At 64.4% G+C, this 25395-nt stretch carries 24 protein-coding genes; 17 read left to right on the top strand and 7 right to left on the bottom strand.

The genetic code is table 11. From position 1 onward, the window contains the following. Window positions 1-64 precede the first annotated feature (64 nt). A complete protein-coding gene (locus AAGW05_RS06950; RefSeq protein ID WP_411803768.1) occupies window positions 65-685 on the bottom strand; it encodes an MBL fold metallo-hydrolase in 621 nt (206 codons plus the stop codon). A gap of 86 nt (window positions 686-771) precedes the next feature. On the opposite strand from AAGW05_RS06950, the gene AAGW05_RS06945 reads away from it, so the two are divergent. The 3 genes from AAGW05_RS06945 (at window position 772) to AAGW05_RS06935 (ending at window position 3333) form a co-directional block, all read left to right on the top strand. Beyond that, window positions 772-1128, top strand: a complete 357-nt coding sequence (locus tag AAGW05_RS06945; protein WP_411803766.1) for a GntR family transcriptional regulator — start codon at window positions 772-774, stop codon at window positions 1126-1128. Next, a complete protein-coding gene (locus tag AAGW05_RS06940) occupies window positions 1125-2132 on the top strand; it encodes a hypothetical protein (protein WP_411803765.1) in 1008 nt (335 codons plus the stop codon). Before AAGW05_RS06945 ends, AAGW05_RS06940 begins: the two co-directional genes overlap by 4 nt. A gap of 247 nt (window positions 2133-2379) precedes the next feature. Further along, on the top strand, window positions 2380-3333 hold the full coding sequence (locus AAGW05_RS06935) for an FUSC family protein (RefSeq protein ID WP_411803764.1): 954 nt from the start codon (window positions 2380-2382) through the stop codon (window positions 3331-3333). 82 nt (window positions 3334-3415) lie between these two features. On the opposite strand, the gene AAGW05_RS06930 is transcribed toward AAGW05_RS06935, so the two are convergent. Both AAGW05_RS06930 and AAGW05_RS06925 read right to left on the bottom strand, forming a co-directional pair. Then, on the bottom strand, window positions 3416-3766 hold the full coding sequence (locus AAGW05_RS06930; RefSeq protein WP_411803762.1) for a hypothetical protein: 351 nt from the start codon (window positions 3764-3766) through the stop codon (window positions 3416-3418). Between the two features lie 179 nt (window positions 3767-3945). Then, window positions 3946-4920, bottom strand: coding sequence for a quinone oxidoreductase family protein (locus AAGW05_RS06925; protein WP_411803761.1), 975 nt, complete (start codon window positions 4918-4920; stop codon window positions 3946-3948). Window positions 4921-5042: 122 nt separating this feature from the next. On the opposite strand from AAGW05_RS06925, the gene argC reads away from it, so the two are divergent. The 6 genes from argC to AAGW05_RS06895 all read left to right on the top strand — a co-directional run bounded on the left by argC (window position 5043) and on the right by AAGW05_RS06895 (window position 11140). Then, on the top strand, window positions 5043-6089 hold the full coding sequence (gene argC, locus AAGW05_RS06920; protein WP_411803760.1) for an N-acetyl-gamma-glutamyl-phosphate reductase: 1047 nt from the start codon (window positions 5043-5045) through the stop codon (window positions 6087-6089). Further along, the gene (gene argJ / locus AAGW05_RS06915) at window positions 6086-7255 is read left to right on the top strand and encodes a bifunctional glutamate N-acetyltransferase/amino-acid acetyltransferase ArgJ (protein ID WP_411803759.1); all 1170 of its coding nucleotides are present in this window, start codon (window positions 6086-6088) and stop codon (window positions 7253-7255) included. The genes argC and argJ overlap by 4 nt, the downstream gene beginning before the upstream one ends. Window positions 7256-7420: 165 nt before the next feature. Then, window positions 7421-8317, top strand: a complete 897-nt coding sequence (gene argB, locus AAGW05_RS06910) for an acetylglutamate kinase (RefSeq protein WP_411803758.1) — start codon at window positions 7421-7423, stop codon at window positions 8315-8317. After that, window positions 8317-9597: an acetylornithine transaminase gene (locus AAGW05_RS06905; RefSeq protein WP_411803757.1), complete on the top strand. Its 1281-nt coding sequence runs from the start codon at window positions 8317-8319 to the stop codon at window positions 9595-9597. Before argB ends, AAGW05_RS06905 begins: the two co-directional genes overlap by 1 nt. Further along, the gene (gene argF / locus AAGW05_RS06900) at window positions 9597-10601 is read left to right on the top strand and encodes an ornithine carbamoyltransferase (protein WP_411803756.1); all 1005 of its coding nucleotides are present in this window, start codon (window positions 9597-9599) and stop codon (window positions 10599-10601) included. Before AAGW05_RS06905 ends, argF begins: the two co-directional genes overlap by 1 nt. Before the next feature lie 2 nt (window positions 10602-10603). Further along, complete coding sequence (locus AAGW05_RS06895) at window positions 10604-11140, top strand: arginine repressor (protein WP_411803755.1); 537 nt, start codon at window positions 10604-10606, stop codon at window positions 11138-11140. Between the two features lie 64 nt (window positions 11141-11204). Here AAGW05_RS06895 and AAGW05_RS06890 read toward each other — a convergent pair whose 3' ends face one another. Beyond that, window positions 11205-12671, bottom strand: coding sequence for an aminopeptidase P family protein (locus AAGW05_RS06890; protein ID WP_411803754.1), 1467 nt, complete (start codon window positions 12669-12671; stop codon window positions 11205-11207). A gap of 270 nt (window positions 12672-12941) precedes the next feature. Here AAGW05_RS06890 and AAGW05_RS06885 point away from each other — a divergent pair, with 270 nt between their 5' ends. From AAGW05_RS06885 to AAGW05_RS06870, 4 genes are all read left to right on the top strand, one after another. Continuing rightward, window positions 12942-14147 carry an argininosuccinate synthase gene (locus tag AAGW05_RS06885; RefSeq protein ID WP_411803753.1) on the top strand — a complete coding sequence of 402 codons (1206 nt, stop codon included), beginning with the start codon at window positions 12942-12944 and terminating at the stop codon, window positions 14145-14147. A gap of 2 nt (window positions 14148-14149) precedes the next feature. Further along, window positions 14150-15628, top strand: a complete 1479-nt coding sequence (gene argH / locus AAGW05_RS06880; protein WP_411803752.1) for an argininosuccinate lyase — start codon at window positions 14150-14152, stop codon at window positions 15626-15628. Window positions 15629-15810: 182 nt separating this feature from the next. Then, the gene (locus tag AAGW05_RS06875) at window positions 15811-16545 is read left to right on the top strand and encodes a maleylpyruvate isomerase family mycothiol-dependent enzyme (RefSeq protein ID WP_411803751.1); all 735 of its coding nucleotides are present in this window, start codon (window positions 15811-15813) and stop codon (window positions 16543-16545) included. A 175-nt stretch (window positions 16546-16720) separates the two neighbouring features. After that, entirely contained in the window at window positions 16721-17653 is a 933-nt protein-coding gene (locus AAGW05_RS06870; protein WP_411803750.1) for a hypothetical protein, read from the top strand. Window positions 17654-17873: 220 nt separating this feature from the next. On the opposite strand, the gene AAGW05_RS06865 is transcribed toward AAGW05_RS06870, so the two are convergent. After that, window positions 17874-18284, bottom strand: coding sequence for a hypothetical protein (locus AAGW05_RS06865; protein WP_411803749.1), 411 nt, complete (start codon window positions 18282-18284; stop codon window positions 17874-17876). A 161-nt stretch (window positions 18285-18445) separates the two neighbouring features. Then, complete coding sequence (locus tag AAGW05_RS06860; protein ID WP_411803748.1) at window positions 18446-19321, bottom strand: DNA-3-methyladenine glycosylase family protein; 876 nt, start codon at window positions 19319-19321, stop codon at window positions 18446-18448. 66 nt (window positions 19322-19387) lie between these two features. Here AAGW05_RS06860 and AAGW05_RS06855 point away from each other — a divergent pair, with 66 nt between their 5' ends. Further along, window positions 19388-20053, top strand: coding sequence for a DNA-3-methyladenine glycosylase (locus AAGW05_RS06855; RefSeq protein WP_411803747.1), 666 nt, complete (start codon window positions 19388-19390; stop codon window positions 20051-20053). Here the strand turns inward: AAGW05_RS06855 and AAGW05_RS06850 are convergent. After that, entirely contained in the window at window positions 19992-20651 is a 660-nt protein-coding gene (locus AAGW05_RS06850; RefSeq protein ID WP_411803746.1) for a GNAT family N-acetyltransferase, read from the bottom strand. The two genes, AAGW05_RS06855 and AAGW05_RS06850, sit on opposite strands and share 62 nt — an antisense overlap. Window positions 20652-20751: 100 nt before the next feature. Between AAGW05_RS06850 and AAGW05_RS06845 the strand changes: the two genes are divergently transcribed. The 3 genes from AAGW05_RS06845 (at window position 20752) to tyrS (ending at window position 25064) form a co-directional block, all read left to right on the top strand. Continuing rightward, window positions 20752-21303, top strand: a complete 552-nt coding sequence (locus tag AAGW05_RS06845; RefSeq protein ID WP_411803935.1) for an adenine phosphoribosyltransferase — start codon at window positions 20752-20754, stop codon at window positions 21301-21303. Between the two features lie 113 nt (window positions 21304-21416). Further along, window positions 21417-23657, top strand: a complete 2241-nt coding sequence (locus tag AAGW05_RS06840) for a HelD family protein (RefSeq protein ID WP_411803745.1) — start codon at window positions 21417-21419, stop codon at window positions 23655-23657. 96 nt (window positions 23658-23753) lie between these two features. After that, window positions 23754-25064, top strand: a complete 1311-nt coding sequence (gene tyrS / locus AAGW05_RS06835) for a tyrosine--tRNA ligase (protein ID WP_411803744.1) — start codon at window positions 23754-23756, stop codon at window positions 25062-25064. The last annotated feature ends 331 nt before the right edge of the window (window positions 25065-25395 follow it).

Genomic DNA, 25395 nt, shown 5'->3' with positions numbered 1-25395 from the left:
GAAAATTCACGATTTCCGTGAGTTTTTCGCCGTTGACTGCGGGTCACCTGTTTAAGGCGCGGCGCTAGAGCTTACGGGTGACCCTGCCGTGGCCGGGGCAGACCCAGTCGACGTCGAGCGCCTCAAGGATCTGCATCGACGCCCGTGCCAGTGGCCTGTCCGTGTTCAGGAAGGGGATGAACTCCTTCATGTCCCCTCCGGGCTGCACCCTGGCTGCGTCTCCGCAAAAGATCGTCCGCTCCCAGGAAAACGCGAAATGCCCCGGCGTGTGTCCGGGCGTGGGAATGGCGGTGATGGAGTCGGGGAAACGGGCGTCCTTCTCGATGTAAAGTGCGTTGTCGGGGAGCTTTGGCCGCATGAAACGGGACGTGATCCGCCGCCCGGGCGACCCTGGCGGACGGCGCCCCGCCAGGATGTCCGCATCGGCGCGCCCGATCCACAGCTGAGCACCCGTCTCGTTTGCCAGGGCCAGGGCGGCCCCTGCATGGTCCAGGTCATAGTGGGTCAACAGGATGTGGCCCACCGATCCGAGGATTCCGGCGGTGGCCAACTCTCCAATGACGGCCTTCGCACCGAACCACATGCCCGGGTCGAGGACGGCGTACGTGCTGCCCAGCGGAATCACGTAACCGTTCGCGCCGGAAGACTTCTGCAATTGAAGGGCGCCACTCTCAAGCTCTCTCATAAGAGAACGATCCCACATGGCGGCTTTTTTGGCACTGCCTGTCGGCGCGTTCATAGTCTTCGCATTGTTATAGTAGGATTGCAAACATGTTATTCCGTGTTGATGCGACGTCGCCATTGTCCCTCGCGGATCAGATTGCTATCCAGGTGCGCTCCGGCGTCGTGGATGGAGCCCTACTGCCGGGGGAGCGCCTGCCGCCTGCGCGGGACCTCGCCACTGCGCTAAAGGTCAACATGCACACGGTGCTTCGCGCCTACAAGACGCTTCGCGATGAAGGCATCATCGAGATGCGCCAGGGTCGGGGGGCCTTCGTGCGTCACGATGCCGGCCCCGGACTTGTCCGCATCACGGAATTGGCTCAACAACTAATGGACGAAGCGCGCAAGCTGGGCATGAACCAGCAGGACATTGTGCGATTGATTGGGGGAGTTGCACAAGCATGACTGAGGTACAGCAAAGGACCAGTGCCACGCGCCGGATCGGTGCAGCTATTGCGGGGATTCTGCCGCTGGTAGTCGTCGGCGTGAGTTGGTTCGCATGGCGCGATATACTTCCGGCCGAACTTGCCTCACACTGGTCCGGAACCGGCAGGCCTGATGACTTCATGAGCACCGGGGCGACGCTCACCGTAGCATTATTGCTGACGGGCATTCCCGCTGTGAGTGGACTTGTCGCAGCCTTCTTCAGCGGCCTGCGCCCAGCAATTTTGCGCGGAACACTGGGATTCGCTGGGATGATCTCGGGCATGGGTGCGGCCACCTGGCTCATCTCAGCCGGTTTGACCCTCCGCGCCGGTAGCGCCGAAGATGCGATCCTGGGGTGGTGGCTCGCAGCATTGGTGGCGTCCTTCCTGTTCGGCGCCATCCCGTATTTCATCGCGCCCAAGCCGAAGTTCACGACCACGGAATTCGAGCGCCGTATGCCACTGGGGGAGCAGGAGGCCGGGGCCTGGTCGCGCACCATCACGTCAAAAACGCTGCTCTGGTTGCCAGCGGTTCTCCTGGTTTCAATGGGTGCCTTTTTCATCCCCGCATTCACCGAGGGTGATCTTTCCAGCGCCTGGATCGGCAGCGGGGCCATGCTGTTGAGCGCCATCCTGGTTGCCTTGATCGCACACATGCACGTGACTGTCGACTGGCGCGGCCTGCGCATTGTCTCCACCCTGGGCCGGATTCCGCTCAAACGCATCCGCCTTGATGACATTGTCTCCGTTGAGGTCGCCGAAATTCGCCCTGTCGAATGGGGCGGCTGGGGCTACCGCGTCATGCCCGGCCGGTCCGCCGTCGTGATGGGAGCAGGACCCGGCCTGATCGTGACCACCACAGCCCACAAACAGTTCGCCGTCACGGTTGGGGATCCCGAGACCGCAGCCAGCCTGCTGTTGGCCTTGCGTGATAGGAAGCACGTCGGCGGATCCCACCCGGGTGCCAGCGAACGGTCGGTGTAATCCGGCCAAGGGAGTGCTGCGCCGGGTCGAGGTACTGGTGGGGTGCCGCGCCACGGAAATGCCCGTGTGTAGCAGGTGGATGGATGCCGGCGCGTACATCGTGCCACAAGCGAAAAGTGCTCCGAGGGCCATGGACTTGCCCGCTGTGAAGGCTAGTGTTGGTTTCATGCCCGGCTGGGCCGTTCCGGCGACGGAACGTTCGAACAGGCCGAGCTGCTGACTTTTTTGAAAGGGCATGAACAACGTCATGGCATTTTTTAGCCGCCCACAACCGGGTACCTTGCCCACAACCCTTAAACTGCTGGTGGCGCTTTTGGTGCCCTCGGCATTGGTGAGCGTCCTTGTAGGCCCCGCCGCAGGCATGGGATTTGGCATTGCCATGGGACTCGGCATGGCCGTTTCACCCATCAGCACACCCCGTCAGACAGCAGTTCTTGTGCTGATCGGTGCTGCACTTGGCTCTCTTGCCTCCTACGCAGGCGAGACCCCGTGGGCCATCGCCGTCCTGCTCTTTATCTCAGCCATCATCTCCGCGCTGACCAACCAGCGATCGGCCGGGTTGCTGTCACTTGCGCCCATTCTTGTCATCTTGTTTGGTCCAGGCCCTATCGATCTTTCGTGGTGGCAGGCCGCTGTATGGATCGTTGTCGGTGGCGCCGTAGGTACGCTGATCACCAAACTGCTCAAGTTCCAGGCACCTGTCCAGCCTGTGGCCAAGGCCGTCGCCTGGGAGCACGGCATTGTGGTGGGCCTGCTCTGTGCAGCTGTCATGTATTGGACGTTATCGAATAACATCCCGCACGGCTACTGGATAGCTGTCACCGTATTGATGGCCCTGCGCCCCTTGCCTAACCAGCGGAGGGCGACGCTCAACGGGCGAATTCTGGGAACGCTGCTGGGAGCTGTTTTCGCCCTCCTCGTTGTCATCTTCCTGCCCCTGTGGGCCGCCGTGGTTGTTGCGGTTCTCTGCCTGTTCATGCTCGTTTGGTACACCATGGGAGGGGCGTATTTGATGCAGACGCTGGCGCTGACACCCATGCTCTTGATTTTCGCCTCCCTCGGCGACGCCGAGCGTGGCTTCGAACTCACCGTGGAGCGGGTGCTGTTCACGGTGGTTGGTTTTGTTGTTGCGGTGCTGATTGCCCTGCTGCTGCGCCGCTGGGAATCCCGCCGGGAGGACAGCCAGGCAGAACCCGCCTGATTCCGGCCTCGCCCGAACCGGTTATTTCAATCATTTCCCGTAGCTCGTGGTCCGAGGAGCCTTGAGTGGGAATTCTGGTTATTTACAGGCTGAAGCCGGAGGAACCCAGAGTCCATAGGGGAACAACAACTGCAGCGACACCCAGCGCTGCCATGAGCCATCGCATGACAACTACTTTTAGTTCTGGTCGAATCACGGCACTGGCTGCTAACAATGCAGAGAAAAGACTGATGATGACAACAGTTCCCCAAACTGCGGGACTGAAGCGGGCATCCGGGCTGCAGCTGGCTGGTGCCGGATAGATGGCCGGGCAGGTCATCGGTAATTGTTGGGCTGTCCAAGTGAGCCACAGTGAGGCAGCGGAGACGACTGCTGCGCCAATGGTTCTGTGCCAGATCGGACGGGACTCGGTCGCAGCGGCAGGTTGCATCATGGCTTCACCATAACGGCTGAGGCGGACTGCTTGGTACTGAGGCGATAAGTCCCAGCTATGTTGCACAGAAATGGCCGTTTGGAATGGGACAGTCCATATTGCCTTATGCATTATGGGACAGGAAACTGCCCGGGATGTGTCCGTATCAGCAGAGTCGGCCCTGGCCCGTCGCGGTACGCCTATGGTTCCAGGATGACCTTGCCCGTTGTGACCCGACCCTGAAGGGCTGTGTGCGCCGAACCGGCCTCGGCCAGCGGGAAGCGCGCACCGATCCTCGCCGCCAGGTGGCCGGATGCTGCAGCATCAAACACTGACGTTGAACGCCACAGGCGTTCCTTGGCGTTGAGCAGGTAGTCTCCGAGCTTGGGTCGGACCACCGTCAGGGAGCCGCCCGCGTTGAGCCGTTGGAGATCGAACGGCGGGACCTGACCTGACGCGCCGCCAAACAAGACGAGTGTGCCCCGGGTGCGCAACGACGCTAACGAGCCGTCGAAGGTGTCCTTCCCAACGCCGTCGTACACCACGTCGACTCCATCACCATCGGTGAGCTCGCGAACTGTCGCGGCGAAATCAGCGTAGCGCAGCACGTCGTCAGCACCGGCTGCCCGGGAGAGCTCTTCCTTCTCATCCGTTGACACCGTGGTGATGACCCTGGCCTCGCGTTCCTTGAGCATTTGGGTCAACAGCAGTCCAACGCCGCCTGCCCCTGCATGCACCAGAACGTTCTGTCCCGGTTCAACATGGTAGGTGGAATTCATCAGGTAATGCGCTGTCATGCCCTGCAGGGGCAGTGCCGCGGCAACATCCAACGGCACGCCCGCGGGCACCGGCAACGCCTTGTCGGCCGGAAAAATGGCGTATTCGGCGTAGCAGCCAATGCCTTCGGCGGTGGCCACGCGATCGCCTACGTCAAAGGACTTCACCCCGGGTCCCAAGGAGAGGATGGTTCCGGCTGCCTCGGCACCGGGAGTGAAAGGGAACGGGACCGGATAAATGCCTGAGCGCTGGTAGCTTTCAATGAAATTCACGCCCACCGCGGCAATCTTCACCAACACCTCACCGGGGCCGGGGACGGGAATTGGCACTCGGGTGAGCTGCAGAACCTCGGGCCCGCCGGGTGCAGTGGCGACGATGGCGTTGCATTGTTCGGTCATCAGTGACTCCAAATCGTTGGAAGCTGCATTGCTTACCCTCATCATAAGGTGGGCCTGGAACGCGAAGTCATCAAATGCATAAATATCGGTAACAATGAATAATATTGCTGTATAGTCAACATATGACAATCTCAGTAGCCGTCTCCGGAGCCAGCGGATATGCCGGGGGAGAAGTGCTGCGCCTGCTGGCCAGCCACCCCGAAGTGACCATTGGTGCCATCACCGCCCACAGCAACGCCGGTTCCCGGCTGGGCAGCCTGGCCCCCAACCTGCATGCCCTGGCCGACCGCGTCCTTGTCGACACCACGGTGGAAAACCTTTCCGGGCACGACGTCGTGTTCCTGGCACTTCCGCACGGCGCCTCAGCGGCGATCGCAGCCCAGCTGCCCAAAAGCACCCTTGTCATCGACGCCGGGGCCGATCACCGCCTCGAGGATGCCACCGCGTGGGAAAAGTTCTACGGCTCCGAACACGCGGGCACCTGGCCCTACGGGCTGCCCGAACTCCCCGGCCACCGCGAGAAGCTGCGCGGCGCCAAGCGTGTCGCCGTTCCCGGCTGCTACCCCACAAGTTCCCTGCTGGCATTGATGCCTGGCTTCGCCGCCGGCGCCCTGGTGCCCGACGACGTCGTGATTGTGGCAGCCTCCGGCACCTCCGGCGCCGGCAAGGCGGCCAAGATCAACCTGATCGGCTCCGAGGTCATGGGTTCCATGAGCCCCTACGGCGTGGGTGGCGGCCATCGCCACACGCCCGAAATTGAACAGGGTCTCTCGAACGCGTCAGGCCTGGAGGTAAAGGTATCCTTCACCCCCACGCTGGCGCCCATGAGCCGTGGCATCCTGACCACAGCCACGGCTAAGGTCTCTGCTGAGTTTGCCGCGCTCGAGGATCCTGGTGCGGCGATGCGCGAGATCTGGGAAGAGGCCTATGCCGAAGAGCCCTTTGTACGGCTTCTCCCTGAGGGTCAGTGGCCCTCCACCAAGTCGGTCCAAGGCTCCAACTATGCGGCCTTGCAGATCGCCTATGACGCCCACGTCAACCGCGTGGTTGTTTGCTGTGCCATCGACAACCTCACCAAGGGGACGGCCGGCGGCGCAGTGCAGTCAATGAATATCGCCCTCGGCCTGCCCGAAACCACTGGCCTGACCTTCCAAGGAGTAGCACCATGAGCGTGACAACACCACGAGGATTCCGCGCCGCAGGTATCACGGCCGGCCTGAAAACATCAGGTAATCCTGACCTTGCCCTGATCGTCAACGATGGCCCGCAGCGCAGTGCGGCCGCAGTCTTCACCACAAACCGGGTCGCTGCGGCCCCCATCCACTGGTCCCGCCAGGTGCTCAGCGATGGCCGGGTGGACGCCGTCGTCCTGAACTCCGGCGGTGCCAATGCGTGCACAGGTCCGGAGGGTTTCCAGAACACGCACGCCACGGCCGAGAAGGTCGCGGCGGTTCTTGGCCTGTCAGCGACAGATATTGCAGTATGCTCCACCGGCCTGATCGGCGAGCAGCTTCCCATGGATAAGATCCTGCCGGGTGTCGATGCCGCGGCGGCAGCTCTTGCTGACGACGGCGGAGCTGCCGCCGCCACGGCGATCATGACCACCGACACTGTCCCGAAGCAGGCGGTCTGGACCTCGTCGCCCAACGGCGACGGGCTCAGCTACACCATTGGCGGCATGGCCAAGGGTGCCGGCATGCTGGCCCCGGGCCTTGCCACGATGCTGGTGGTCGTCACCACCGATGCGGGAGTCGGTGCCGAGGGCCTGGATTCGGCCCTGCGCGACGCCGTCCGCGTCACCTTCAACCGGACTGACGCCGACGGCTGCATGTCAACCAATGACACCGTGCTGCTCATGGCCTCGGGTGCCTCCACGGCGTTCCCCGACTTGGATGAGTTCACTGCAGGTCTCACCCAGGTCTGCGCCACGCTGGCCCGGGACTTGATTGCCGACGCCGAGGGCGCCAGCCATGACATCGCCATCACCACTAAGAATGCCGACAGTGAACGCGACGCCGAAGTGGTCTCACGCTCCGTAGCCCGCTCCAACCTGTTTAAGACCGCCATTTTCGGCAACGATCCGAACTGGGGCCGCGTGCTGGCCTCCGTGGGCACCACCGACGCCGTCTTTGACCCCGACAAGATCAACGTCAGCATCAACGGCGTCCAGATCTGCCGCAACGGCTGCATCGGGGACTCCCGTGACCTGGTCGACCTGACACCGCGCGAGGTCACCGTCGAGATCGACCTCAACGCCGGAGACGCCTCAGCCACGATTTGGACCAACGACCTGACCCACGCCTACGTCGAAGAAAACAGCGCCTACTCGTCGTAACCCCGGGGTATCCTGGCCGGCGGCGCCGGCGCCGCCGGCGGCCCCGGAGCGAGGATGGATTGTGCCAGCGAGGTCGCGAGCAGCAAAATCCTACTGCTCGCGAGGGGCAACCGACGCCGCAGGACCGCACCCAGGCAGTACACAACGACTTTGAAGGAAAACATGATGACTTCGGTGGAAACCGCGCAGGACAAGGCCGGCACGCTGATTGAGGCGCTGCCCTGGATCAAGCAACTGGCCAACACGGTGGTGGTGGTCAAGTACGGCGGAAACGCCATGATCAACGACGAGCTGCGCCGCGCCTTCGCCGAGGACATCGTGTTCATGCACCACGTGGGCATCAAGCCCGTGGTGGTGCACGGCGGCGGCCCGCAGATCAACGCCATGCTCAAGCGCCTGGACATCAAGAGCGAGTTCAAGGGCGGCCTGCGCGTCACCACCCCAGAGGCCATGGACGTTGTGCGGATGGTGCTGACGGGCCAGGTGGGCCGCGAGCTTGTTGGCCTGATCAACGAACACGGCCCGTACGCCGTGGGGCTCTCCGGGGAGGATGGCGCCCTGCTGCAGGCCAAGCGCACGGGCACCATTGTCGACGGGCTGCCCGTTGACCTTGGCCTCGTCGGTGAGGTAGTGGGCGTGAACCCCGGCGCGATCCTTGACCTGTTGGAGGCCGGGCGGATCCCCGTCATCTCGACCGTGGCGCCGGAGGTTGGGGACGCCTCCACCGTGCTGAACGTCAACGCCGACACCGCCGCGGCAGCCCTGGCCGTGGCGCTGGGTGCCTCACGCATGGTGATCCTGACCGACGTCGAAGGCCTCTACGCGAACTGGCCCGACAAGTCATCGCTGCTGAGCGAGCTGAGCGCCAACGCGCTGCGTGCAATGCTGCCATCGCTGGAATCGGGCATGATCCCGAAAATGGGCGCGTGCCTTGCCGCGGTCGACGGCGGTGTGGGGCGTGCCGCCGTCGTGGATGGGCGCAGCGCCCACTCGGTGCTGCTTGAATTGATGACTTTCGAAGGCAATGGGACGCAAATTTTCCCGGACGAGGACCAAAACTGATGACTGAGCAAGCCGACGGCGCAAGCCTGGATTTGAACAACGCAAACGCCGCGGCCGTGACAGGCACCGGAACCAGCGAACAGTGGCTTGGGCGCTACAACAACGCGCTCATGGGCGTCTTCGGCAGCCCGCAGCGGGTCCTGGTGCGCGGCGCCGGCGCCCTGGTCTGGGACGCCGACGGCAAGGAATACCTCGACCTGCTCGGTGGCATCGCCGTGAACGCACTGGGCCACGCCCACCCCTTCGTCACCTCCGTGATCGCCAGCCAGCTGGCAACCCTGGGGCACGTGTCGAACTTCTTCACGAGCCCCACGCAGATTGCCCTTGCGGAAAAACTGCTTGATTTGTGCCAGGCCCCGGCCGGGTCCAAGGTGTTCTTCGCCAACTCCGGCACCGAGGCCAACGAGGCTGCCTTCAAGCTGGCCCGTGCCCACGGCGGCAAGGAACGGCCCACCATTTTGGCCCTCGAGGGCGGCTTCCACGGCCGCACCATGGGCGCCCTGGCCCTGACGGCCAAGCAGGCCTACCGCGAACCGTTCGAGCCCATGCCCGCCGGCGTGCGGCACCTCCCCTTCAACGACATCGATGCCCTGCGCCAGGCCATGGACAGCACCGTTGCGGCGCTCGTCATCGAACCCATCCAGGGCGAAGCAGGCGTCCGGCCGCTCTCCGCCGAGTACCTGCAGGCCGCGCGCGATCTGGCCACCGAACACGGCGCCCTGCTGATCCTGGACGAGGTCCAGACAGGGGTGGGCCGCACGGGCAACTGGTTTGCCGGCATCGCCGCGGGCATCACGCCCGACGCGATGACGCTGGCCAAGGGGCTCGGCGGCGGTTTCCCGATCGGCGCCATCGTCACCTTCGGTGAGAGGGCCTCACAACTGCTCAGCGCCGGCCAGCACGGCACAACCTTCGGCGGAAACCCCGTGGCCACCGCCGCTGCCCTTGCCACCCTGCACGTGCTTGAATCCCAGAACGTGCTCGCCAACGTCCGCGCCGTCAGCGACCTCTTCGCCCGGGGCCTCGCCGAGGTCGACGGCGTCACCGACGTGCGGGCGTTTGGCCTGCTGATCGGATTTGACCTCGCCGAGCCCGTGGCCGCCGGGCTTGTCAGCGCGGCGCTGGATGCCGGCTTCATCGTCAATGCGCCCCGCCCCAACACCGTCCGCCTTGCCCCGCCGCTGAACCTGACGGCCGAGCAGGCGCAAACTTTTATCGCAGCGCTCCCGGCACTGCTCGCCACGGCACTTGCCGCGCACCAATCGGAAGGAAATTCCTGATGACTCGCCACTTCCTCGTCGACACCGACCTGACCCCGGCCGAGCAGGCCGAGGTCCTGGACCTCGCGGCGCAGCTGAAAAAACAGCCGTACTCCAAGAACACCTTTGCCGGCGACGGCTCGGGTTCCCAAACGGTGGCTGTCATCTTTGACAAGACCTCCACCCGCACCCGTGTCTCCTTCGCCGCAGGCGTCGCGGCACTGGGCGGAAACCCGCTGATCATCAACCCCGGTGAGGCCCAGATCGGCCACAAGGAATCCGTCGCCGACACGGCCAAGGTGCTTGAACGCATGGTCTCAACCATCGTGTGGCGCACCTACGCCCAGGCAGGGCTTGAGGAGATGGCCGCCAATTCCAAGGTGCCCGTCATCAACGCACTCTCCGATGATTACCATCCGTGCCAGCTGCTCGCGGACCTGCTCACCATCAAGGAGCACAAGGGTGAGCTGGCCGGACTGACCATGACGTACATGGGCGATTCCGCCAACAACATGGCCAACTCCTACCTGCTCGCCGGTGTCACGGCCGGTATGCACGTGCGCATCACGGGACCTGCCGGGTATTTGCCGGCAGAGGCCGTGGTGCTTGCCGCGCAGGAACGTGCCGCGCAGACAGGCGGCTCGGTGCTGATCACCACAGACGTTGCGCAGGCTGTGGCCGGGGCCGGCATCCTGGTCACGGACACCTGGGTGTCCATGGGCCAGGAGGAGGAGAAGGCCGCGCGCCTGGAGCTCTTCACCGAGTACGCGCTCGACGACGCCGCGCTCGCCCAGGCCGCCCCCGACGCCATCGTGCTGCACTGCCTGCCGGCGTACCGTGGCTATGAGATTTCCGCGTCGGTCATCGACGGCCCGCAGTCGGTTGTGTGGGACGAGGCCGAGAACCGCCTGCACGCCCAGAAGGCGCTCATGGTGTGGCTTGTTGAAAAGAGTGCGGCCGACGCCGTTGCTGCCGCCGGCTCCGGCGCAGCAGCCGGCGCGGGTGCCAGTCCGGCCGGTCGATAAGGATGGCCAGGGCCACCAGTGCCGGTGCATCCATGCCGGCAACGAAGACTGCCAGGCAGGCCCGCGTCTCGGCACTGCTCACCAGCCGCGACGTGCGCTCCCAGGCGGAATTGGCCACATTGCTGGCCGACGACGGCCTGGTGGTTGGCCAGGCAACGCTGTCGCGCGACCTGGTTGAACTGCGGGCCGTGCGGGTGCGCGGCAAGGACGGTGCCCTGATTTATGCGCTGCCGCGCGAGGGAGGGGAGCGGAGCATGCACTCAGCCTCCTCGCAGGAGCTCCTTGACACGCGCCTCGTGCGTCTGTGCGGGGAACTGCTGGTGACGGCCGAGTCGTCGGCGAACATCGCGGTGCTGCGCACCCCGCCCGGGGCCGCAAACTTCCTGGCCCTTGCCATCGACCATTCGGTCATTCCATCCATCCTTGGCACGATTGCCGGGGATGACACAGTCATGGTCATCACGAGGGACCCGCAGGGCGGTGCGGAGGCGGCCGAACGCTTCCTGCAGTTTGCCGCCGAATCAAGCGCCGGGGCATGACGGGCTAAAGCGCCGGGAACCTCATTCAGGGGCGGGAGCTGCCCGGAACCGCCGCTGAAGTTCGCTAGGCCTTCTGTGCCTGTGCCATCCACGCCTCAATGCCTGCGGCATCGATCGGGAGTGCCTCGGATAGGACCAGCGAGCCGCCGTCGGTGATCAGGACGTTGTCCTCAAGGCGTACGCCGATGCCGCGCAGTTCCGGCGGCAGGGTCAGGTCGTGCTCGTGGAAGTACAGCCCAGGCTCAACGGCAAGCACCATGCCGGGCGCCATGGGTGCGCCCTGGTAGTTGTCGTGGCTTGACTGTGCGCAGTCGTGCACGTCCAGGCCCAGGTGGTGGCCCACCCCGCACACGAGGTAGCGCCTGTGGTGCTGGCCCGCGGGGGACAGGGCCTCGTCAACCGACACGGGCAGCAGGCCCCAGTCGTTCAGGCCGTTGGCAATGACCTCCATGCAGGCGTGGTGGAAGTCGTTCCACGGCCTGCCAGGTCCCACGGCGGCCAGGCCTGCCCTGTGCGACTTTTCCACCAGGTCGTGGACCTGGCGCTGGATCGGGCTGAAGGTGCCGCTTCCCGGGAAGGTGCGCGTGACGTCGGCCGTGTAGAAGCTGTTGGCCTCCACGCCCATGTCAAGCAGCAGCGCAGCATCCTCAAGGACGGGGCCGTCGCAACGCACCCAGTGCAGGGTGGGTGCGTGCTTTCCGCTGCCGACGATGGTCGCGTAGCCCACCCCGTTGCCGTGCGTGCGTGCGTGCCTGTCAAAGGTGCCCTGCAGCCAGCGTTCCCCGCCGCCCCTGATGGCCGTCGGAATTTCACCGACGACGGCGGAAAACCCGCCTATCGTGTGGTCCACGGCTTCGCGCAGCTGGGCAATCTCCCACTCATCTTTGATCATGCGAAGAACGGCAAGGGAGCTCCCCAGTTCACTGCCTGCGGGAATCCCGTGGCGGCTGCGCACTTCGGCGTCGATGATTCCCGCGGAAAGCGTGCCCGCGCCGGCCCGCATGGCGGCGATGATGCCGGCGTCGAGCTCGGTGAGGGGCTTGACGGGCAGGTGCAGGGCCTGCGACCAGTCCGAAAAGTCGGGGGCCGACCCCACCCACATCTCGCCGTGGGCCGCGTTGGCAAAGAACTGCGGGTCACCGGGATAGTAGGGCGCGGGGATGAACAGGGTTGCATCGTGGGATGCACCCGTTGGTGTCATGAGGAGGACCGCGCCTTCGATGGCGGCGCCGCTGAGCCAGTAGAAATCGGAATCCGGCCGGAAGTCGTAGTAGGTGTCGTTGGCGCGCAGCGGTGCGGTGCCGGCCCCTACCACCAGGGTTTGGCCGGGGAACTGTTCGGAGAGGCGGGAGCGGTGGTGTCCTGCGGCTGTGGCGGCACCTTCGACGACGGGCGGGGTGCGGTCAGGTGTTCCCCAGCCCTGGCCCATGTAGTCGATGAACGCCGGGACGGTGGCCAGCTTCGGCGGTCGCCCCTCGCCCGTTGCCAGGGCCGGGCCGGAAGTGCTCGGTGATGCTTCTTGTGCTGACATTCTGGAAATTCCTCCACCGGTTGCGGCTGGCGGCAGGATCTGTGCCACACCGGCCTTCGGTCCCGCCTCTTTGCCTTCCATCTTCCCCCACAGGCCACGTGCCCTGCCAGTTTGCCGGTAGCGGGCAATTGCGCCGGGACGTGCTTTGTGACGGCCCTCCCGGCGCGCCATGAATATCTTTTAGCCATAATGCATAATCATGCACTATGCTTTGAAGCAACGAGGAAACACACTCTGCGGAGTGTTCAATTTTTTTAGGGAGACACGAACGTGACAGAACGCATTGTATTGGCCTACTCCGGTGGCCTTGACACCTCCGTTGCCATCGGCTGGATCGGTGAAGCCACCGGTGCAGAAGTCATCGCCGTGGCGGTTGACGTTGGACAGGGCGGGGAGTCCCTTGAGGACATTCGCCAGCGCGCGCTCGGTTGCGGCGCCGTCGAGGCCTACGTTGCCGACGCCCGTGACGAGTTCGCCAACGAATACGCCATGCCGACCCTGAAGGCCAACGCCCTTTATCAGGGCCACTACCCGTTGGTGTCGGCCATCTCCCGCCCCGTCATCGTCAAGCACCTTGTCAAGGCAGCGCGCGAATTCGGCGCCACCACCGTCGCCCACGGCTGCACCGGCAAGGGCAACGACCAGGTCCGCTTCGAGGTCGGCATCCAGACCCTGGGCCCGGACCTGAAGTGCATCGCACCCGTCCGTGACCTGGCCCTGACCCGTGACAAGGCCATCGCCTACGCAGAAGCCCACAACCTGCCGATCGAGACGACCAAGAAGAACCCGTACTCGATCGACCAGAACGTTTGGGGACGCGCCGTCGAAACCGGCTACCTCGAAGACATCTGGAACGCCCCCACCAAGGACATCTACGACTACACGGCCACCCCGGATTTCCCCCCGGCACCGGACGAGGTCATCATCTCCTTCCACCAGGGCGTCCCCGTTGCCATTGACGGCGTGAAGGTCTCCCCGCTGCACGCCATCCAGGAACTGAACCGCCGCGCAGGCGCCCAGGGCGTTGGCCGCATCGACGTCGTCGAGGACCGCCTCGTCGGCATCAAGAGCCGCGAAATCTACGAGGCACCCGGCGCCATGGCGCTCATCACTGCCCATAAGCACCTCGAAGACATCACCCTCGAGCGCGAGCAGGCCCGCTTCAAGGCCACTGTCAGCCAGCGTTGGGCAGAGCTGGTCTACGACGGCCAGTGGTTCTCACCGCTGAAGCGTTCCTTGGATGCTTTCATCGAAGACACCCAGAAATACGTATCAGGGGACATCCGCATGACCCTGCACGGTGGCCAGGCCATCGTCAACGGCCGCCGCTCCGAGACGTCCCTGTACGACTTCGACCTGGCCACCTACGACACCGGCGACACCTTCGACCAGTCGCAGGCCAAGGGCTTCATCGAGCTGTGGGGCATGTCCTCCAAGGTCGCCTCGACCCGCGACCAGCGCGTCCAGGGTCTCTAGCGATGTCATCTTCCAAGCAGGGCCCACAGACGCAGGGGTCCCCGGCCGAGCGCAGCGAGGCAGGGGTGCGTTCGGGGACAAACGAGGGCGCACTGTGGGGCGGCCGCTTCCAGGGCGGCCCCGCAGATGCCCTCGCGGCACTGAGCAAGTCGACGCACTTTGACTGGCGGCTGGCGCTGTACGACATCGCCGGATCCAAGGCACACGCCCGTGTGCTGAACTCGGCGGGCCTGCTGTCCGCCGCCGAGCTTGTGGGCATGCTTGCCGCCTTGGACGAGTTGGAGGCCGACGTGAAGTCGGGCGCCTACGGTCCGGCCGAGTCCGATGAGGACGTGCACGGTTCGCTCGAGCGCGGACTGATTGAACGGGCGGGAACGGCCCTGGGCGGCAAGCTCCGCGCGGGCCGCTCACGCAACGACCAGATCGCCACGCTGGGCCGCATGTACCTGCGCGACCACGCACGGATCATCGCAGCGGGCGTCCTCTCGGTGATTGACGCGCTCGTGGAGCAGGCCAAGGCGCACCACGGCGTAGCCATGCCGGGGCGCACACACCTCCAGCACGCCCAGCCCATCCTGTTGAGCCATCACCTGCTGGCCCACGCCTGGGCCTTGCTGCGCGATGTGCAGCGGCTCGTCGACTGGGACAAGCGTGCAGCGGTTTCGCCGTACGGTTCAGGTGCGTTGGCCGGTTCATCGCTGGGTCTTGACCCTAACGCCGTCGCCGCCGATCTCGGCTTCGACTCCGCAGCGTGGAACTCGATCGACGGCACCGCCTCCCGTGACGTTTTCGCCGAATTCGCCTGGGTGTGCGCCATGATCGGCGTCGACCTCTCAAGGATTTCCGAGGAAGTCATCCTGTGGGCCACGAAGGAATTCTCCTTCATCACCTTGCATGATTCCTACTCCACGGGGTCCTCGATCATGCCGCAGAAGAAGAACCCCGACGTGGCAGAGCTTGCCCGCGGCAAGGCCGGACGCCTCATTGGTGATCTGACGGGTCTGCTGGCAACGCTCAAGGGTTTGCCCCTCGCCTACAACAGGGACCTGCAGGAGGATAAGGAGCCCGTCTTTGACGCGGCTGACACCCTTGAACTGCTGCTGCCCGCCGTTTCCGGGATGATGGCCACGCTTGTCTTCAACACCGAGCGCATGGAGGCACTGGCACCGCAGGGCTTCGCACTGGCCACGGACATTGCCGAATGGCTTGTCCGTCAGGGCGTTCCCTTCCGGGATGCGCACGAGCTTTCGGGCGCTGCCGTGAAGATTGCTGAAGGCCGCGGCGTTGAGCTGTGGGACCTCACGGATGCCGAGTACGCGGGCATCTCCGAACACCTCACGCCCGAGGTACGCTCGGTCCTGAGCACCCAGGGATCGCTGAACAGCCGCAGCGCCCAGGGCGGCACCGCGCCGTCGGCAGTGCTGGCGCAGCTGGCGGCACTTGAGGGACAGCTGGGCGAGGTCCGCACCTTCCTGGCCTGACCGGCGTCGTACCTGCCACAACAGCACACGCAAATTGCCCGCATCCTTGATGGACTGCGGGCAATTTCCGTCTAGCGCTTCTCGGCCTCCCACCACTCGCAGGCTCCCACCACTCGCAGGCTCGCGGCGGGTCCCTGGCAGCCATGGGCCCAGTTGGGCGCCTCGGCCGCTACGCTGGGGGCATGACTGAAATTTCCAATGCGCAGCTGATGGACCGGCTCAAGGCTGCAGCCGACAATGTAAGCGTAAAACTCGGCGGCCTCAGCGACGCCGACATCCTTGCGCCCACCGACCTGCCCGGCTGGACGCGCGGGCACGTGCTGGCGCACATCGCTCACGTTTCCAACGCCGTTGCCCGGCAGGTGGAGTACGCCCTGCGCGGGGAACTCGTCGATTTTTACGATGGCGGCCAGGGTGGACGCACACAGGCCATCGAGATGCACGCCGGACACACCGCGGCCGAGCACCGTGACTACATTTCTGCCGCCTTAACCCGCGCGCTGACGGTTCTCGACGGGCTGGACGAGGCACAATGGTCGCTTCCCATCAGTTACCGCAACGGCGTGGTGCGTGACGGGGCGTTGGCGTATTGGCGTGAGCTTGTCATCCACCTGGCCGATCTCAAGCTGGGCCGGGGACCTGAGACATGGTCAAAGGAGTTCTGCCTGTACCTGATCGAATTCCTCTCGGTCCGTGTGCCCGCCGGCATCCGCCTGAAGCTGCTACCCCTGGCCCTGCCGCCCATGACGGTCGGATCCGGCGAGAACGCTGTGTCCGTCTCGGGCATGCTGACCGACATTGCCGCATGGCTGTCGGGCCGCACACCCACCATGGGAAGTCTGCGCGCCGAGGCCGCCGCCGATTCGGTGGAGCTTCCGACGCTGCTGCCCTGGCCCTCAGCGTTTAGCGCGAAGTAGCGGTCACGGAACCTCTCCGCCCGCCCGCGTCCTGCGCTCTCCCGCCACATCGGTCGTACAGTTGATGGCAATGTTTTTCAGAAACATTGCCATCAACTGTACGACCGATTTTTTAGGCGCCTCATTCCCCTGTGGATAACCCGAAAACGGTCGATTTTCCGCGAAACAATGGGGTATGCGCCGTTCCGAACTGCCCCAGCACCTGCTCCGGAGGTCTTTTACCACCAAGTCCTCCGATGCCGCAGGGGTGCCGCGTGTGCGAACCCGTGCCAAGGACCTGATCCGTGTTTCGCGCGACATCAGGGTGCCCGATGGGGTGCCGCTCCGGGGGCCCGATGCGGTGGCGGCGTATACCGAGGTCAACCCTGTACACGTCCTGAGCCACCTCTCGGCCGCCCGGTTGTGGGGGATCCCGCTGCCGCCCAGGCAGGACGGTGACTGGCGGATCCACTTGGCGGGCCCGCCGACGGCGGGAAACCCGAGACGGGTCAATGTGGTGGGGCACCGGCTGGCCCTCGCCGACACGGAGATCTGGGAGTTCGACGGCGTCAGGCTCACCAGTGCGGCCAGGACCTGGCTGGACCTGGCAGCCTGCCTGTCACTTGAGGAACTCGTCGCGGCGGGTGATTACCTGCTCTGCTGCCACGGACCCGAATTTCCTGTGCCACGCCTGGCGATCTGCAGCATCGGGGACCTGGCCCGGATGGTGGCCCGGCACCCGGGATTGCGTGGCCTGCGCAACGCCCGCGCCGCATTGGACCTTGTTAGGGTTGGTTCGGACTCGCCGCCGGAGACCTTCATGCGCCTGGCCGTGGTTGCGGCCGGGCTGCCGGAACCGGAACTGAACGTTGTTGTGAAGGATCAATATGGCCGGCCAGTCCTGTGGCCCGACGGCGCCTACCGACAGTACCGGTTCAGCCTGCAGTACGACGGCAACCACCACAACGGACCGGAGCAGTACCAGAGCGACATCCGCAGGTTGGAGACCACCATGTCCCTCGGGTGGCAGGAAATCCGGATAGCACGCGATGATCTCCGGGGTGAGCGCCCCGCCGTCGTCCGTAAGGTTGCCGCAGCGCTGCGGGCAAGGGGCTGGAAGCCGCAGTGAGCCCCATCGAACGTACAGTAGATCGCAATCCCCGGCTGGAACATTGCCATTAACTGTACGTTCGAGTGCGGGGACGGCGTTAGCGGTGCCGGGAAGACTTGATACCAACAAGCACGAAGAACCTTGTGAATGTGAAGGAACCGATCATGGTATCGACAAACCGACCCCGCACTCCATTGATGCTACCCGCCGAGGCCCCGTCCAACGCCCATGCGGGAGGTCACCTGGCGGGCTGTTGCGGGTTGTGGTTACCCTGTCGGATGGAACCGACAAGGATTTGTCGGGCCAGTTCGGAGGTGAGCAGTTGCGCCAATTGGTTATGCACGGAGATTTTTCCCGGATCCCCGGTGAGGTGGTCCCAGAGGGCCTGCTCGTGAAAGTCCTCCCGGGCCACGATGCGTTCAATGTGTTCGGCCTCGGCCGGGCGGTGCAGCGCGGCAAACCAGTGGCGGATTTGGGTGGTTGCCATGCGACGTATGCCGGCAAGCACGCTGTCCGGGTCTGCCCGGTGCCCCGGTCCTGCGGCCTCGATGGCCTGCGCTGCCAAAGCGGCCATGCTGGGTTCATCAGCCAGCATCTCATGGGGAATTCTTTCCTGCAGTTCGACGCCGCGTGCATTCTCGATGGTCATGACCTCTCCTGATGATGCCATCGCGCAACAGTGCGTTCGCGAGAGCATCCGCCTAGCTGAACTGTAGGCAGGAAAAGCCGCTACGCCGGATGGCTGCGAGCCGAAAAACCCGATTTGTCACTCAAACGGGTGACAGGAAAGGCAAGGGAGGGTCCGGTGCGTTACTTCTCCCCGGCAACACGCCACAGGTGCAAGGTGGCGTAGGAACGCCAGGGCTGCAGCGGGGCCGACATCCGGGCGAGCTCGGCAGGCTTGATGGTGCGGGCCGCGGCCAGTGTGTCCCCGCGCAGGAGCCCGTAACCGTTGCGGACCGCCGCGTCCGTGGGCAGGAAGACATCGGGGCTGGCCAGCACCCGCATGGCCAGGTAGCCCACAGTCCATGGGCCGATGCCCGGCACTGGAAGCAGCTTGGCACGAAGGGATTCCACGGTGTCCCGTCCGTCCACGTGCAGGGTGCCGTCGGCCAGCCTTGCCGCCGCGCCAAGAATGGAGTCGACGCGGCGTTGCGGGCCCCGCAGGATCGCGCGCCCTCCTCCGGCAATTTCCGCAGGTGTTGGGAAGAAATGCGTCATGGAGCCGTGTGGCAGCCGGCTCGGTGTTGACAGGGCGACGAGCTGGTTCAGTGCCGTCCTGGCAGCTGCGACGGTTATTTGCTGGCCGACCATGGCCCGGACCAGCATCTCCGCGGAGTCGACGCAGCCAGGCAGCCGAATGCCGGGCAAGGCCGCCACCCGAGGCGCCAGCTGGGGATCGGCAGACAGCGTCTCATCGGCGGCACGCGGGTTGTGGTCAAGGTTGAACAGGTGCCGGACCCGCAGCATGAGTTCCGCCCCGTCGCCCGGCTCCTCCACCTCACTTTCGAGCCACAGGGCTGCCCCGTCCCAGGCAACGCGGAACCAGCCGTGGCCACCGGGCAGGAGCAGTGTGCGCGCATAGCTGGCGGAATCCGCTTGCTCGACCCCGCCGACGGCGCGTGCGGCAAGGAAGTCAAAGATGCCGGGGTCAAAGGGCGGGGTGAAGTCCAACGCAAGAGCCATGGGGGAATTCTTTCACGGGGCGGCCCGGCACCCTGCCGCAGTGGGCCACACTGCTAAGTTGGGGGCATGGACAAGCCAATTAACATCCTTGAGCTTCTTCAATACCCCGCACCGGAGGTGGGGCCCCACCTGCTGGGCGCACTGGTGCGGCACGAGAGTCCGGAGGGCCCCGTCGTCGTCCGTTTGACTGAGGTTGAGGCATACCTCGGGCCGCGCGATTCGGCGGACCCCGACCCCGGATCGCACAGTTACGGGGGCAGGACCGAGCGCAACTCGGCCATGTTTGGCCCGCCCGGGCGCCTCTACGTCTACTTCAGCTACGGCATGCACTTCAGCGCCAACCTTGTCTGCCGCGGGGAGGGGCTGTCCTCGGGCTGCCTCATGCGCTCGGGTGAGGTGGTCGAGGGCATTGAACTGGCGCGGCGAAGGAGACCCACAGCCAAGCACGACGGCGAGCTGGCGCAGGGTCCCGCCCGGCTGGCCAAGGCCATGGGGTTCTCCCGCGAACACAACGGCATGTACGCGCTCGGCGGCGAGGTCACGGTGACCCTGCCGAAGGTGCCAGTTGAACGGGTCATGACAGGTCCGCGGGTCGGCATCAGCGGCCCCGGTGGCACCGACGCCTATCCGTGGCGGTTTTGGATCGACGGCGACCCGACGGTGTCCAAGTTCAGGCCGGGAGCGGTACGTGCTGGGCGTCGGCCCGCGCCAGCTGTTCCGAAAACTCAATGAGTTCGGTCACCTCCGGCAACAGGTCCGCAGGCGTGAGCCGGTGTACGAGGCCCGAGCGCGAGGCCGGCCATTCGTGCTCGAGCAGCGAGTACACGCTGGAGTCAACCCGTGCGCCGTCATGCCCGCGCCGATAGCCTCGCAGCACACCTTCCAGGGTGGCGCCGAGCTTGGTGATGGCAGCCGCGCTGCGCACATTGCGCACGTCACAGCGCAGCGTCACCCGGTGCACCAGGAGTTCCTCGAAGGCAAAGGTCAGCAGGGCCAGCTTCGAGGCGGCATTGACGTTGCGGCCCCAGTATTTCCGGCCAAAAAACGTCATGCCCAACTCGACCCGTGACTGCTCCGGCACGAAGTCGTAAAGGCTGGTTGTGCCGGCCACGGTGCCGGTGTCCTCATCGATCACCGCGAAGGCAATGATCGAGGGATCGGCGATCCTGGCCGCAAAAAGACGTTCCAGGGCACGCTTGGAGGTAGGCCTCTCTGAGGCCATGCCCGCCCACATGTCTACATCGATGTAGGGGAACAGATCTGCCGCGTGACGACGCCTTAGCGGCACAAGCCGGACACCGTGTCCGGGAAGTGAAATGTTGTGTTGCACGGAGAATATATAAGCACCTTTTTGGGCGCCGGAAAAGCCCCTCTTCCGAACGCTGTACCGTTGAAGGGTGAACGAGACATTACGTACCCCTGAACCACCCATTTCCACCCCGGCGGAAACTGCTGAAAATCCGCAGGTTTCCGCTGTTCTTCAGCGATTGTGCGCGACGGTGATGGACTACCCGTCGGAGGGTATTGTTTTCAAAGATTTAACCCCCGTTTTTGCCGACGGTCCGGCACTGAAGCTGGTGGTCGATTCCATCGTCTCCCGCTTCGCCGGGAAGTTCGACGCCGTGGCCGGGGTTGAGGCCCGCGGATTCCTCCTTGCGGCGGCCGCGGCGTACGCCACAGGAACGGGCGTCATCACGATCCGCAAGGCCGGAAAACTGCCCCGCGAGGTCTACTCCGAGAGCTACGCCCTCGAGTACGGCGAGGCGACCCTGGAGCTGCACCAGGACGACATCCCCACCGGCACACGTGTGTTAATTCTCGACGACGTCCTAGCCACAGGCGGAACGCTCGGCGCGGCAGCCGCACTGCTTGAGCGAACAGGCGCCGTGGTGGCAGGTGTCGGTGTGGTGCTTGAAATCGACGCCCTGCCGGGACGCGAAAACCTTGCCGGTTACGACGTGGAGTCACTGCTGCACGTGTGAGGTGGGGCGGGACGGTGTTGCCGTCCCTACACCTGCCGCCACCGAGGCCCTTGGCGGGATATACTGGGCGGTCCGCCTTTTTGGCGGAATGCCTTCAGTATCAGGAGCCTTGCATGTATGACGACGAGTTGGCCCAGGAACGCAGCTATGTCCACGGACTTTATTCACGCCTGGATGAACTCCGCGCCGAAAAAGTGGAGCAGCTAGGTGACGTGCGCCGGGCCAAGTCCATGGGAACGCACCAAAACCGTTCCGAACGTGACGCCTTTGCGGCGCTGTACGAGAACCGCCTGGCGCAGCTGAACGCCGTCGACGACAAGCTCGTGTTTGGCAGGCTTGACCTCGACGACGCGCAGAGCCGCTACATCGGCCGCATCGGGCTGCTCGCCGAGGACCTGCGCCAGCTGATGGTCGACTGGCGTGCCCCCGAGGCAGGCACGTTTTACCAGGCCACGGCCTTCGAGCGCATGGGTGTGCGCCGCCGTCGTCATTTGCTGCTCCAGGGCCGCAACGTCAAGGCCATCGAGGACGACGTCCTTGACCACACCATGCTCGTTGACGGTGAAGGCCTCCAGGGCGAGGGTGCGCTGCTGGCCGCCTTGAACTCCAAGCGTACGGGCCGCATGAATGACATCGTCGGCACCATCCAGGCCGAGCAGGACAGGATCATCCGCTCACCCCTGAGCGGCGCCCTGGTCGTGCAGGGCGGTCCCGGCACCGGAAAGACAGCCGTGGCGCTGCACCGTGCCGCGTATCTTTTGTACACGCACAGGGAACGGCTGCAGTCGGCAGGCGTGCTACTGGTGGGCCCCTCCAACGCATTCATGAAGTACATCGAACGCGTGCTGCCCTCGCTGGGCGAGACCGGCGTGGTCATGGCAAGCGTTGGCAACCTGTTCCCCGGAGTCACTGCCACGGCAACTGAATCGGCCGAAACCGCCGAGCTCAAGGGCCGCCTTGCCATGGCCCAGGTTATGGCCAATGCCGTGGCTAACCGCCAGCGCCTGCCGCGCGAGGATGTCAGGCTCGACGTCGAGGGCACCCGTCTGGTTCTCACCGTCAAGGCGGTGCGCCGCGCCAGGGACAAGGCAAGGGCCACCGGGCTGCCGCACAACGAAGCCCGCCTCACCTTCGTCAAGACGCTGCTGCGAGAGCTCACGGAGCAGTTGCGTGAGCACATTGAATCGGCAGGCGCCGGAAACAACGCGGACAGGTCCTACCTGGCTGAGGACGTCCGCTCCTCCCGGGACGTGAGGGTCATGCTCAACCTGTGCTGGATGCCGATGACCGCCCGCCAGCTTGTCGGCGACCTGTTCAGCAAGCCCGAAATCCTGGAGGCCGTGACGCCGGGATTCACCCCGGCCGAGCGCCGGCTGCTGGCCCGCCGCCCCGGTGCGCCGTGGAGCGAATCGGATGTGCCGCTGCTGGATGAGGCCGCCGAACTCCTGGGCGAAATGGATGCCTCGGGTGGCCGGGTCCAGGCGTCCGCGGAGGCCCAGCGCAAGCGTGACCTCGCCAATGCCGAGAAGGCCATCTCCAACATGAACCAGCAGCTGGAGGATTCCGGCGTTGACGGCATCCTCACGGCAGAGCAGCTTGCCGACTACAACGTTGTCGGGGAAGCTTCGATGACGAGTGCCGAACGTGCCTTGACTGACAGGACCTGGGCGTACGGCCACGTGGTGGTTGACGAGGCGCAGGAGCTTTCACCCATGCAGTGGCGCCTGCTGGTGCGCCGTTGTCCCGTGAAGTCCTTCACGATCGTCGGCGACATCGCCCAAACAAGTTCCTCGGCAGGCGCCATGTCATGGGAGCAGGCGCTCACGCCGTTCATGGGCGAACGCTGGACCATGGAAGAACTGACAGTCAACTACCGCACACCGGCTCAAATCGCCGAGGCCGCGGTGCGCATGGCGAACGCCGCCGGCCAAGTGGTTTCGGCACCCAAGGCAGTGCGCGAGGGCGAATGGGAACCCATTGTTGACCACGTGGCCGTTTCCGATGTGATCGCCCAGGTGGTTTCCGTCATGCCCGAGGAAACAGCAGCCGTTGGCGGGGGGCTGGTGGCAGTCATTGCACCGGCATCCATGGTGCAGGCCACCGCGGCCGCCCTGCGTGCCGTGTATGGCCAGCGGATCGGCCACGGCGCGGGTTCCCTTGAACAGGACATTGTGGTGATTGACCCGCACGAGGCCAAGGGCCTTGAGTTCGACGGTGTCATCATCACAGAACCCGCGGCGCTGCTTCGCGGTGCGGGCGGACGGGTCGGGGACCTGTATGTCTCCATGACCCGCCCCACCCAGCGCCTGCGTCTTGTCACCTCTGAACCTCTGCCGGCGGGAATCGAAAAGTAGAACCCTCCCGATGCGTCCCGTTCCTTAGCTGACCGGAGCGGGACGCAACGGGGCGCGGATGGCGCAGATACGCCGTCGTGCTGGTAATTTTGTGGTGTGTCTTTGCAAACTGAACTCCGCGCCCCCGAGAACGACTCCACCTTTGCCAACGTTTGGCAGGAACTGAAGTGGCGAGGCCTGGTCCAGGTCTCCACCGATGAAGCAGCCCTTGAGGAACTGCTCGCCGGCGAGCCGATCACGTACTATTGCGGCTTCGACCCCACAGCCCCCAGCCTGCACCTTGGCAACCTCGTCCAGCTCCTGACCATGCGCCGCATGCAGCTGGCCGGCCACAAGCCGCTGGGCCTGGTGGGCGGATCCACCGGTTTGGTGGGGGATCCGCGTCCGACGGCGGAGCGCACCATGAACACCAAGGAAACAGTTGGCGAGTGGGTTGGCTACCTCCAGGGCCAGGTGCAGCGCTTCCTGTCCTTCGAGGGTGAGAACTCGGCGCGTATGGTCAACAACCTCGACTGGACCGCGCCCATGAGCGCCATTGACTTCCTGCGAGACATCGGGAAGTACTTCCGGGTCGGCACCATGATCAAGAAGGACATTGTTGCCTCGCGCCTGAACTCGGACGAGGGCATCAGCTACGCCGAATTCAGCTACCAGATCCTGCAGGGCATGGACTACCTGGAGCTGTACCGCCAATACGGGTGTGTGCTGCAGCAGGGTGGCTCGGACCAGTGGGGCAACCTGACAAGCGGTACCGAGTTGATCCGTAAGGTAGAGGGTGTCTCCGTGCATGCGCTGGGCACACCGTTGATCACCAACTCCGACGGCACCAAGTTCGGCAAGAGCGAAGGCAACGCCATCTGGCTCGACGCCACCATGTGCAGCCCCTTTGACATGTACCAGTTCTGGCTGAATACCGCCGACGCCGATGTGGTGGACCGCCTGAAGGTCTTCACCTTCCTTTCACGCGAGGAAATCGCCGCCATCGGTGAGTCTGTGGCCGAAAAGCCGCAGGCCCGCGAAGGCCAGCGCACCCTTGCCTTCCAGGTGACGTCCATTGTTCACGGTGTGGATGCGACCTTGAAGGTCATTGCCGCCTCGGCAGCACTTTTCGGGCAGGGCGAACTGGGCGAGCTTGACCTGGCAACCCTCGAATCCGCAACGCGTGAATTGCCGCGAGCTTCGGCCCCGGCTGCCGGGCTCACGATTGTTGAATTGCTGGTTGCTTCGGGCCTGTCCAAGAGCAACTCTGATGCCCGCCGCACAGTGGGGGAGGGCGGCGCCTACGTCAACAACGCCAAGGTCACCGATGTGGACGCTGTTCTTGGTGCCGCGGATGCGGTGCACGGAAAGTACCTGCTGGTGCGCCGCGGCAAGAGGACGCTGTCCATGGTTGAGCTGGCCGGCTGATCCCCAACCTGAGAGTTTCCCCAGAAGCCCGTCCCTGATTTGCGTTGGGGCGGGCTTCTGTGTATTGTTCTATCTGTTGCTTGCACAAGGTTGAGCCGCTTCGAAAGAAGCACCGACTCCCAATTTGCAGGCAATCAAATCTAATAAATCTTCTTTCTAATATCATCGACTCTACGAGTCGGAATATATGAACGGAAATGTTGATTTGAGGAATTCATGAAGTGACCAGCCGCACACTCTGCGGATTAGGTAAATGAATTCCAATAGAATAAAGTATGGATATCGCGTCGATGAAAACTAAATGCGGAAAGCGTTTAGGAATTACTCGAAT

Origin of the sequence: Arthrobacter sp. LAPM80 (genome assembly GCF_046736435.1) — a bacterium.
Classification (GTDB): Bacteria; Actinomycetota; Actinomycetes; order Actinomycetales; family Micrococcaceae; genus Specibacter.
The sequence above is the reverse complement of the archived record's forward strand: the minus strand, read 5'-3'. Positions and strand labels throughout refer to the sequence as shown.

What these genes read in the sequence shown, in the direction of transcription:
- AAGW05_RS06925 (WP_411803761.1), bottom strand. Translation starts at nt 4,920, where the DNA reads ATGACCGAACAATGCAACGCCATCGTCGCCACTGCACCCGGCGGGCCC.
- argH (WP_411803752.1), top strand. Translation starts at nt 14,150, where the DNA reads ATGTCATCTTCCAAGCAGGGCCCACAGACGCAGGGGTCCCCGGCCGAG.
- argF (WP_411803756.1), top strand. Translation starts at nt 9,597, where the DNA reads ATGACTCGCCACTTCCTCGTCGACACCGACCTGACCCCGGCCGAGCAG.
- AAGW05_RS06870 (WP_411803750.1), top strand. Translation starts at nt 16,721, where the DNA reads ATGCGCCGTTCCGAACTGCCCCAGCACCTGCTCCGGAGGTCTTTTACC.
- AAGW05_RS06950 (WP_411803768.1), bottom strand. Translation starts at nt 685, where the DNA reads ATGAGAGAGCTTGAGAGTGGCGCCCTTCAATTGCAGAAGTCTTCCGGC.
- AAGW05_RS06935 (WP_411803764.1), top strand. Translation starts at nt 2,380, where the DNA reads ATGGCATTTTTTAGCCGCCCACAACCGGGTACCTTGCCCACAACCCTT.
- AAGW05_RS06875 (WP_411803751.1), top strand. Translation starts at nt 15,811, where the DNA reads ATGACTGAAATTTCCAATGCGCAGCTGATGGACCGGCTCAAGGCTGCA.
- AAGW05_RS06865 (WP_411803749.1), bottom strand. Translation starts at nt 18,284, where the DNA reads ATGACCATCGAGAATGCACGCGGCGTCGAACTGCAGGAAAGAATTCCC.
- argC (WP_411803760.1), top strand. Translation starts at nt 5,043, where the DNA reads ATGACAATCTCAGTAGCCGTCTCCGGAGCCAGCGGATATGCCGGGGGA.
- AAGW05_RS06860 (WP_411803748.1), bottom strand. Translation starts at nt 19,321, where the DNA reads ATGGCTCTTGCGTTGGACTTCACCCCGCCCTTTGACCCCGGCATCTTT.
- AAGW05_RS06945 (WP_411803766.1), top strand. Translation starts at nt 772, where the DNA reads ATGTTATTCCGTGTTGATGCGACGTCGCCATTGTCCCTCGCGGATCAG.
- AAGW05_RS06840 (WP_411803745.1), top strand. Translation starts at nt 21,417, where the DNA reads ATGTATGACGACGAGTTGGCCCAGGAACGCAGCTATGTCCACGGACTT.
- AAGW05_RS06890 (WP_411803754.1), bottom strand. Translation starts at nt 12,671, where the DNA reads ATGTCAGCACAAGAAGCATCACCGAGCACTTCCGGCCCGGCCCTGGCA.
- AAGW05_RS06855 (WP_411803747.1), top strand. Translation starts at nt 19,388, where the DNA reads ATGGACAAGCCAATTAACATCCTTGAGCTTCTTCAATACCCCGCACCG.
- argJ (WP_411803759.1), top strand. Translation starts at nt 6,086, where the DNA reads ATGAGCGTGACAACACCACGAGGATTCCGCGCCGCAGGTATCACGGCC.
- AAGW05_RS06895 (WP_411803755.1), top strand. Translation starts at nt 10,604, where the DNA reads ATGGCCAGGGCCACCAGTGCCGGTGCATCCATGCCGGCAACGAAGACT.
- argB (WP_411803758.1), top strand. Translation starts at nt 7,421, where the DNA reads ATGACTTCGGTGGAAACCGCGCAGGACAAGGCCGGCACGCTGATTGAG.
- AAGW05_RS06930 (WP_411803762.1), bottom strand. Translation starts at nt 3,766, where the DNA reads ATGATGCAACCTGCCGCTGCGACCGAGTCCCGTCCGATCTGGCACAGA.
- AAGW05_RS06940 (WP_411803765.1), top strand. Translation starts at nt 1,125, where the DNA reads ATGACTGAGGTACAGCAAAGGACCAGTGCCACGCGCCGGATCGGTGCA.
- AAGW05_RS06905 (WP_411803757.1), top strand. Translation starts at nt 8,317, where the DNA reads ATGACTGAGCAAGCCGACGGCGCAAGCCTGGATTTGAACAACGCAAAC.